Origin of the sequence: Streptomyces sp. NPDC006552 (assembly GCF_040611655.1) — a bacterium.
Classification (GTDB): Bacteria; Actinomycetota; Actinomycetes; order Streptomycetales; family Streptomycetaceae; genus Streptomyces.
Map to the genome: position 1 here is coordinate 1 of NZ_JBEXOS010000123.1, position 8,699 is coordinate 8,699.

The following is an 8,699-nucleotide window of genomic DNA, read 5'->3' on the forward strand; positions in this document are numbered from 1 at the left end:
GGAACGCCGAGCCGACATTCACGAAGCGTTCCTCAAACTGGCCTGCTGCCTCATCACCCACCGACAACTCAGGTCATTGTGTTAGCCGTTCTTAGGGTGACCCCCTTGGACCTGGTCGTGCCCGGTAGGGATGAGCGTTGAGATTGAGATGGTCCGCGAGGCTAGCGACGAGGTGGTAGCGGCGTTCGCCCGGTTGCTGCCTCAGTTTTCGGACACGGCCATGTCACTGGATCGTGACGCGGTGACGCGGATGGTGGCCTGCGACGCGAACACGGTTCTGGTGGCCCGGGTTCACGGGGAGATTGCTGGCACGCTGACATTGGTGATGTTCCCTGTGCCGTCCGGCCTGCGTGCTCGCATCGAGGACGTGGTGGTCGATGGGGGCGCGCGGGGGCATGGAGTCGGGGCGGCGTTGACTGAGGAGGCACTGCGTCTGGCGGAGCGGGCATCTGCCCGAACCGTGGACCTCACATCACGTCCTTCGCGGCAGGCGGCGAACCGCCTGTATGAGCGCCTCGGCTTCCAGGCTCGCGAGTTACGCGTCTAACGGTTCGTCGTCGATAATCGTTAGTGCATGGCTTTGAGCTGTTGCTGGGCCTTGGTGTGGGCGAGGCGGTAGGACTGGGTGCCGGTCTCGATGAGGCTTTGACTACAACAACAAGACCTGCAGAAACCCGGGCGTAGGGCCCCCGCTGAACGCCCCAAGGACTTCGTTGTCTGACATGACCACCCGGCCAGCACCATCACCGCGCACGGTCGCGTTCTCGCTAATCAAGGCGACGGCCCTCGATGAGGCCGTTCGTTGAGTCACCTGCATCCATGACCCGGCCAAAGCACTCTGCGAACGAGCCCAGCGCGGAGGCAGCGAAGGACTTCCTGAACACGGCGGCTGCAAGCCCTTGGCCTGCAGGAACGTCGTCCTCACGCCGCAGAACGTCGCCGCCTGGACCCGGGAACGAGAAGCGGCTGGCCTGCCGCCCGGAGATGCCCCCGCTCCTGCGGCACCGGCTTCGACAGCGCCACTCCGAGATCTCGGACTTCCTCACCGCACACACACGGACAACAGGCGCCCCCGCATGACTCGCGGGGTCTCCGACCTCCCCGAAGCCCTGGTCCGCAAGCGCATGACCGACATGCTCGAGACCTGCCGCCAGACCAACAGCCGCCCCAGCGTCCTGGCGCTGGCCCGGCAGCTCGGCCTCAGCAACACCACGTTCCGCCGACGCTTCCCCGGCATCGCCCAGGAACTCGGCACCCTCCGCTCGACCCCCGCCAGCACCGCCTAAGGGCCCAGCGAACACGTCAGGCTCATCGCCCGGAACGCGAAGCTCCGACGACGCAACCATGAGCTGGCCGGCGAGCTGGCCCTCGCCACCGCCCAGATCCAGCACCTTGCCCTCCGCAACGAGAGGCTTCAGGAAACCTTGAAGTCGGCAGCGAACGTCACGAGCATTAAAAGCCGACCACCACGTCAATGAACCCGGGACGAGAAAGAGCTTGCCCTTGGTCGCAGCCACCGTCAGTGTCAGACCGCGTTTGAGATCTACCGTAGCCATGGGCTGACGTGCTCGTTGAATCCTCCGTGAGTGGTTCTGGGGGTGGGTATCCGTCGGACCTGACGCACGAGCAGCGGACGTTGGTGGAACCGTTGCTGCCGTCGGCGAGGGTGGGACCGAAGGGCGGCCGGCGGGAGAAGCATCCGCGGCGTCGGATCGTGGATGCGATCTTTTGCGTGGTACGGACCGGGTGCGCCTGGCGGCAGCTACCGAAGGACTTCCCACCCTGGCAAACGGTGTACTGGTACTTCACCTGGTGGCACGACGACGGCACCGTCGAGCGCGTCCACGACGCGCTGCGGGACAGGGTGCGCGAGACTGAGGGCCGCAATGCCGAGCCGAGCGCCTGCCTGATCGACTCGCAGTCCATCCGCACCGCTGACACCGTCCCTGCCGCAACCAGGGGCTTCGACGCCGGCAAGAATGTCAAGGGTCGCACGAGGTTCCTGGTCACCGACACCCTCGGCCTGCTCATTGCGGTCCACGTCGTCGCTGCGAGCGTCCAGGACCGCGACGGCGCACGTCGACCGCTCTTGTGGGCCCGGCTCGATCATCCGCAGATCCAGAAGTTCTGGGCGGATCAGGGCTTCGCCGGCCGCCTGGTCGATTGGTCTGCCCAGATCCTCGGTCGCGAGCTGGTCATCGTCCGTAAATGCCCTGGCCAGCGCAGTTTCCAGGTCCAACCCAAAGGGGCGATCGAGCGTACCTTCTCTTGGCTCACCGCCCACCGCCACCTCGCCCGGGACTACGAGACCATTCCAGCCCGGTCCGAGACCGTGATCCGCTGGGCCATGATCGGCATCATGGTCCGCAGACTCACCCGTGGCAGTCCGGCGACGCGACCGGGCCCACACCCGCTCGTACGCACCGCAGCCGGACAAGCTACCTGGCTCAGCTGAGCGGTTCGAGGACGTCGGGTGTGCCGTCCACAGCGGGACCGCAGCCTGCAGGAAGGTGTGAGGCTACGAGTTTGACGGCTTCCTTGGCGGAGTCGGCTTCGCCGACCTGTTCCTGTCCCGAGCCTCGCGGTGCATGCAGCCGATACACGCGAAATCGTCCACCGAAGAGGGGGAAGATCGAGGGCAGGTCTTGCGACCAAGGGAAGCGGGTGCACCGGCTGAACTGCAGCGATCCATGGCTGACCAGCGGAAACAGAGCCCGGAGGGCAGAGTTTGCGTACGCCGCCTCTACAAGGGCCTTGTCGATGAGGTTCGCATCCATCTCGCGCACGACCTGCCACTCGGCTGCCACAGGGTCGTCTGGTGCTGTCCCGAGTATGTCCTTCTCTGCCATGCTCGGACATTAGCTGACTCTGCAACCGCTCGTTCTTACAGCGCCGTTCGCCTCCCTCACTGATGAGGCACTGCTTCACCACGACCTCATCGGCCACTCAGGCGGCACCTCGTCCACGAGGCAGAGCAGATCTCAAACGCGGTCTCAGAGCCACGCGATTTCGGGCACCCCTCGGCGGTCCGCCCCTCACGGACGTGGACCAGGCGCAGCGCCATCCAGCCTCAGTACCCGAAGCCGAGGGCCCCAGCTCAAGACTCGTGAGGCAACGGCGGGGAAGTCCTGCAACTAGGCGGGCAGTTGCCATCCGCGTGCTGTACGCGGGATGTTCTCGTCGCGGCATTCAAACGGATCGTCGGCCAGTGCCAGCGAGCTCGTGCGCCATTCCAGGGTCCTGGTCCCCGCGGCCTGCTTCCGCCCGATACCGTGGTGGGACCCGCCCGATCGTGCCCTGGAGGCCTCGATGAGCGAACAGCCGGCCCCCGCCGACCCCGCCCGGCAGCAGCTGGAGAGCGCCACCGCCGACGGGCTGCGCGCGTACGCGGCCCGCACCCGCCAGAGTGCCGACCAGCTCGCCGCCGTCCTCGAGGACATCGCCGCCAACGGCCTGCCCGCGGTCGAGGACTGCACTCCGTGGGAAGATCTGCGCGAGAGCCACCTCGCCCGGCTCGCAGCCCAGCGCCCGACCGTCGCCTGATGCCCACCGGCCCGCGCCGCGGGCGCGCCCGGATCGCGTTCTCCGACTCCGCCGCCAAGCAGCTGGACGCCATCACCAGCGAAGCTGAGCTGCACGCGCTGGACCGCGCCCTGGTTGTCATCTCCGTCGACCCCGAGGCCGGCGAACTCCTGCCCGGCGACAGCACCGGCCCGCGGCTGCGCAGCTACACCGACGATGTCGAACGCGTCCGGCTCGTGTACTGGGTGACAGCTCTTCAGACCGTCGTGGTCGTGGCCTTCATCGAGGTGTAGCAACGCCTCGTTGCATCCCGATGTTGCAGGCGTTGCACCGCAGGCGACGCGATGTTGCCGCAACGGCTGCTGCCCGCGTTCCTGGTCGGGAAAGCCGGGCGCAGCAGACCGTTTCGGACCGTGCAGCGCAGCATGTGCATGGCGCTGACCCAGCACTGCCCGCCCCGCACCGACCTGCAACGGCATCCTGGAGCAGCTGTTCCATCTGGCGGAGGAACTGCCCTACGAGATCAGTCAAGCCATCGGGTGGGGCTGAGGCTGCCGGCGCAAGGCCTGTCGTCGCCGTACTCACCGGCAAAACCAAGCACTCCGTGCGCAACGCCAAGATCCCGTACGCCGACGAACCTGAGACCTGCCCTGTGCGGGCCTGGACCGCTTACCGCACCCTTCTGATTGCCGAGCACGGACCGCGATGGGCTGCCCCCTCGATGCCGGCGTTCGTCGGTATCAACCAATGGGGCCACGTCACCGGCGGCATGGGGGCGCCTGGAGCATGGCGGCTGGCGAGGGTGTAGGGGCAGGCGCGGGCGACACCCTTACCGAGGCCATGAGCGGCGCCGGCCCCGAACTCGCACGGACGTTGGCCGCCGTGGTGGCCGCGACCGGCATCGCGCGCCGGCACCTGGGCATCGCCGTTGATGATCAGTCCGCCGCGGCGGAGTTCGTACCCGCCGCGCACCGAACGCCGTAGTGTCGCGGTCTCAGGCCTGGCTTCGTCCGTACGGGCCGCTGGCGGCCGCGTCCCGTGACTACGGGACCCTATGTACTCGGTCGCGGGCAGACCGCCGCGGCAGAGCCGTCTGAAGCGGATCCTCCTTACTGCACATATCTACGGAGCGTGGCTGGTTCGCAGAACCGGCATTTGCCATCACAGAGCCCCGTAACCTGGCGTTTTCCCCAGCCCTTGATTACTGGTGGGTACTGCGATGATCGCTTCAGGTGACAGGCGGGGGGCGAGGGGCCCGGCATCTTACAACGCGTAACGGATTTCGCAATCTCAGTTCAGGACACCTTTGATCCCGATTGGTCCGCATATTCGAAACGCGTGAGCGTACTCGGTCACAAGTGAGCGAGCGCTCGGATTCCGGACAGAACTGGATCTTGAACGCGATGTGGGGCACCTGCGAATTTCGTAGGTGCCCCACGTCGTGAACTGCGCAAACGCCCGAGGCCCCGCCATCGGCGGGGCCTCTTTGGGGATCTACATCGGGCCCCCGACGAGGGGCCACCTCGTCGGTACTGGGCCCGATGGCGCTGAGCGAAGGCCAGTCCAGGGCCCGTTGTCCAGCACGGGATATGTAACCCAAGTTCGCGGCCTCTTATGCCTTACAGGTAGGGGTTTGCGGGGTCGAAGTGCCCGGAGCCGTATAGGTAGGGGTTTTCGGGCGGCTCGGCGGCACCCCAAAGGCGGGGATTGGAAGCTTCTGTCAGGGTTCGCGTCTTCCAAATCCCTCTGGGGAAGCATTAGTTGGGGCGCCCCCGGGGGTTGGGTATGGTCGGCGGTTAACCGGTCGAAGGTGCCCGCGTTGGTGCCGGAGTCTGGCCGCAGTTGAGCGAGGAACAGTCCAGCGGTTCCGGCACGCGTGCCGGGCTCGTTTTCCCTCCGGATTCGCCCCCGGAGGGGAGCGCGCAGCAACCGCAGCCCTGCGTTTCCGTCCGGCACTCGGGAGTATTGCTCGTGTCCACCACGGCCCCGTTGGTCGCCCTTTTGGCGATCTTCTGCATCGTTTTCGGGACGATCGTGTTCGTCGTCCGCCGCTTCGAGACCAAGCCCGTCCGCGTCGCCGCGATCATCTCCGCGATCGCCGCTCTCATCACGTCCCTGGTGCCCATCACCCGGATCCTGATGGAGCCCCCGCCCCAGGACGAGGCGAAGCAGGCACTCATCCGTCTCGTCGTCATCGTGGCGATCTACGTGATCGTCTTCGGGACCGTGGCCTACATCATCGACCGGCTCAAGTCCCGGCCGGCCCGCGTCGTCGCCGTCATCGTCGGGATCGGCACCCTTGTCGGGTCCCTGGTCCCCGTGGTCCGCATCATGAACGAGCCTGGGATGCAGCCGGCCGCGCTCCCCGCCGTCGTCGCCGAGCCGCTCCTGCGCGCCGAGGCGGAGTCGGTGTCGACGCCGTACTCGGAGCGGCACGAGGCCACCGGGGTGCTGACGCAGGAGGGGGCCCGGTGAACGGTATCCGACCCCGTAGCGAAGAGCCCCCGCCGGGAGACTTCACCGGAGCGCCCGCGCGCCCGGTCCGCGCCGCATGGACCTCCAGCATGCTGGAGGTGCCGAGCGGCACCACCGTGGAGCCGCGCATAGGCCCCGGCGCGCGGGTGCTGAGCCACTTCTATCTGCAGCAGGGCCTCGACCAGGAGATCGCGGACGCACTCGCCCGTCGCAGCTTCCTGGTCCGCCACCAGCGATCCGCCGCGCCCGAACCGCTGAACTCCCAGTACATCGAGTTCGTACTGTTCGGCACCGTCCTGGTCAACGGACGCATCTGGGGCGGTAACTACGTCCTGGGCAACCTCGATCTGTTCACCGAGGTGCCCTCCGTCACCCGGCTGGAACACGTGCAGTTCCTCTCCGCCACCCGCACCGTCCGTGTCCCGCGTACGACGCTGCGCGCCATCGCATTCCGGAACCTGACCGTCGTCCGCATGATCCACCAGCGGATCATGACCTACGTCAAGGACTTCGAGGACCTCTACGGCACCGACGGGACTCGCCCCGTGCACCGCGTCGCCCGTCTCCTGCATCACCTCGCCTACCAGCAAGATCTGGGCGCCGAGATCGTCATAGGAGCTCTCGACTCGAACGTCGTAACGGGGCCCACCCAGCGCGACTTCGCCAACGCCCTGAACATGGGCGTGTCCACCGTGGAGAAAGCCCTCCGAGAGCTGCGGGATCACAAGATCCTTGCTGAGGCTGCCGATAGCGGCCGCCTCAACCGGACTTACCGGGTGCTCGACACCGACCACCTCCACGCCATCGGCTGCGGAGCGAACCTGCCCAAGCTGGACCCCGACCCGGACTAGGACCACTGCTCAGTAGCGGGCAGAACTTCGGAGCAGATGCGACAGGGCGGTTCAGGGAACTGGCAGAACGGGCAGCGCCCGGGGGCGAGCAGTACGCCGAGCTGGCGGCGGAGAGCGCCTGCCGCCTTGCGGACGCCGCAGGCCCGGGCGGATGGAGCACGGCGGCCGCCGAGAATGTCCTCGACGCGATCGACACCCTGACCGAGGCCCTGGGCGGTGCCGGGCCGGAGCTCGCGCAGACGCTCGCCGCGTTGGCGGCCGCGACCAACGGCGCCAGTCGGCGCCTCGGTCTCGTCGTGGACGACCAGGAGCGGACCGCCACCGCGGCGGCGGTGCTGGCCTCCCGCAGGCCACTGAAGCTGCGCGGCCTCGGCCCTGGCTTACAGGGTGTCCGTACGGGATCCTGAGCACCCGGCATGATGAGGGGTTCCCATTGGACCTGTTGGGGCTAACAGGTCTTACAGGGGCCCGTCTGCGAGGATGACGGGGAGGTATTGGGGAGTTCAGGGTGCAGCGCGTCGGCCACATCCTGGACGCCGCCCAGGCCCGCCCGGCCGGGAAGCTCACCGGCAAGGAGCAGAAGGTCCAGTGCCGGAACTGCGACGTGCACGTCACCGAGCAGCACCCCGACTGGCCCGGCGTGTGGACCGAAGCCGGCGGATACAGCCGTCCGAGCTGCGCCGTGCCCGGCTTTGGCTGCCCCGACGACCTGTCGTACGACCTGGTCGACTGCGTCTACCCGCACGTCCCCGTGAGCGCCGGCGAGAGTCCGGGCCGCCGCGGCCATCACCGCCGCGAAGAAGGGCGGCTGCTTATTCCAGCCCCGCCTGCCGAGCTACCTCAAGGGCTGAGCGCACGAGTCTTCAAGGAGCGCCAGGAGCCGTGGGCTCCTGGAAGACGTGAGGCCAGGTGGACCGGGGCATTGCCGGGAGCCTGGCCTGGCGCACAGAGTCGAGCCAGCCGGTCAGGAGGTCTACGTGCTGGCGGGCGTCGGGTCCAGGGAGTCGAGGAGGTCCCCGAAGGTGATCTTTTCGTCGTTGTAGTCGGAGGTCATGGCGGCGGCGAGCGCCTCCCCCCGGTGGGTGCTGCGGCCGCAGCGGTCCAGCAGGATCTTCAGGGCCACGTCGGGTTCGTGGTTGGCGAGGACTTCGTAGGCGGGGATCTGGCGCAGGTGTTCCAGGGTGCGGTAGCGGGACTTCACGACGGCGCGGTAAACCGCGGATCGGGAGAGGGCCTCCCTGGTGGCGGGGGAGTCGAGCCAGGAGTGCAGGACGGCCGCGGGGTCGGGGTGCTTGCCGAGTTCGTCGTCGTCCACCAGGCGCACTACGCCGTCGTCCTCGTCCTCGTCCTCGTCCTCGGGCACTGGGACGGCGGCCGCCGCTGCCAGGAACCAGTCCGGCCCGCCTGCCTTTTCGGTGATCCAGGCCAGTTCAGCGGAGTGAAGCCCGCCCAGGAGGTCCGCGACGGCGGTGTGCGGAGTGGCGTTCCAGGAGCCGGGCCGGGCGGTCATGGTCGGGGTCGGTGTTGTCGAGGACGCGGATCAGGATCCGGCTCGGCTTGAGAGAGACGACGGCCGGCTGATCGAGCCGGGCAGTCACACCAAGATCGTTCCATTTGAGGCCGACCGGGCTGTGCACGGATCAAATACGGAGCCCGAGGTGCCGGTCCAGCTGACTGCGCAGGCGCGCAGAAGCTCCACGCAGAGTCCCGAGTTCCCTCACTTCCGCCGCCGGAAGTTCTGTCCGTCCTGCCAGTGCGAGCACAGCGGCATAGGGTCGTTCGCCCTCGGCGCGCGATTGCCCCCCCCCCGCCCCGACCGCGCGCCCCACAGCCGGGGAGGCGCTCGCAAGC

Annotated in this window: 9 protein-coding genes and 1 pseudogene; 8 read left to right on the forward strand and 2 right to left on the reverse strand. The window is 67.6% G+C overall.

What is annotated here, in order from left to right:
• The 4 genes and pseudogenes from ABZY33_RS35435 to ABZY33_RS35450 form a co-directional block, all read left to right on the forward strand.
• A pseudogene (locus ABZY33_RS35435) lies at positions 1 to 85 on the forward strand (IS5/IS1182 family transposase); the annotation flags it as partial.
• A gap of 45 nt (positions 86 to 130) precedes the next feature.
• Complete coding sequence (locus ABZY33_RS35440; RefSeq protein WP_356495835.1) at positions 131 to 547, forward strand: GNAT family N-acetyltransferase; 417 nt, start codon at positions 131 to 133, stop codon at positions 545 to 547.
• A 529-nt stretch (positions 548 to 1,076) separates the two neighbouring features.
• A complete protein-coding gene (locus ABZY33_RS35445; protein WP_356495836.1) occupies positions 1,077 to 1,286 on the forward strand; it encodes a hypothetical protein in 210 nt (69 codons plus the stop codon).
• A gap of 278 nt (positions 1,287 to 1,564) precedes the next feature.
• Positions 1,565 to 2,455: an IS5 family transposase gene (locus ABZY33_RS35450; RefSeq protein WP_356495837.1), complete on the forward strand. Its 891-nt coding sequence runs from the start codon at positions 1,565 to 1,567 to the stop codon at positions 2,453 to 2,455.
• On the opposite strand, the gene ABZY33_RS35455 is transcribed toward ABZY33_RS35450, so the two are convergent.
• Positions 2,448 to 2,849, reverse strand: a complete 402-nt coding sequence (locus ABZY33_RS35455) for a DUF6193 family natural product biosynthesis protein (RefSeq protein ID WP_356495838.1) — start codon at positions 2,847 to 2,849, stop codon at positions 2,448 to 2,450. The two genes, ABZY33_RS35450 and ABZY33_RS35455, sit on opposite strands and share 8 nt — an antisense overlap.
• A gap of 460 nt (positions 2,850 to 3,309) precedes the next feature.
• On the opposite strand from ABZY33_RS35455, the gene ABZY33_RS35460 reads away from it, so the two are divergent.
• From ABZY33_RS35460 to ABZY33_RS35475, 4 genes are all read left to right on the forward strand, one after another.
• Positions 3,310 to 3,543: a hypothetical protein gene (locus ABZY33_RS35460; protein ID WP_356495839.1), complete on the forward strand. Its 234-nt coding sequence runs from the start codon at positions 3,310 to 3,312 to the stop codon at positions 3,541 to 3,543.
• Positions 3,543 to 3,815, forward strand: coding sequence for a hypothetical protein (locus tag ABZY33_RS35465; RefSeq protein ID WP_356495840.1), 273 nt, complete (start codon positions 3,543 to 3,545; stop codon positions 3,813 to 3,815). Before ABZY33_RS35460 ends, ABZY33_RS35465 begins: the two co-directional genes overlap by 1 nt.
• Before the next feature lie 1,678 nt (positions 3,816 to 5,493).
• Positions 5,494 to 5,997 carry a hypothetical protein gene (locus ABZY33_RS35470; RefSeq protein ID WP_356495841.1) on the forward strand — a complete coding sequence of 168 codons (504 nt, stop codon included), beginning with the start codon at positions 5,494 to 5,496 and terminating at the stop codon, positions 5,995 to 5,997.
• A gap of 89 nt (positions 5,998 to 6,086) precedes the next feature.
• Positions 6,087 to 6,848: a helix-turn-helix domain-containing protein gene (locus ABZY33_RS35475; protein ID WP_356495842.1), complete on the forward strand. Its 762-nt coding sequence runs from the start codon at positions 6,087 to 6,089 to the stop codon at positions 6,846 to 6,848.
• A 973-nt stretch (positions 6,849 to 7,821) separates the two neighbouring features.
• Here the strand turns inward: ABZY33_RS35475 and ABZY33_RS35480 are convergent.
• The gene (locus ABZY33_RS35480; RefSeq protein ID WP_356495843.1) at positions 7,822 to 8,358 is read right to left on the reverse strand and encodes a hypothetical protein; all 537 of its coding nucleotides are present in this window, start codon (positions 8,356 to 8,358) and stop codon (positions 7,822 to 7,824) included.
• Between the last annotated feature and the right edge of the window lie 341 nt (positions 8,359 to 8,699).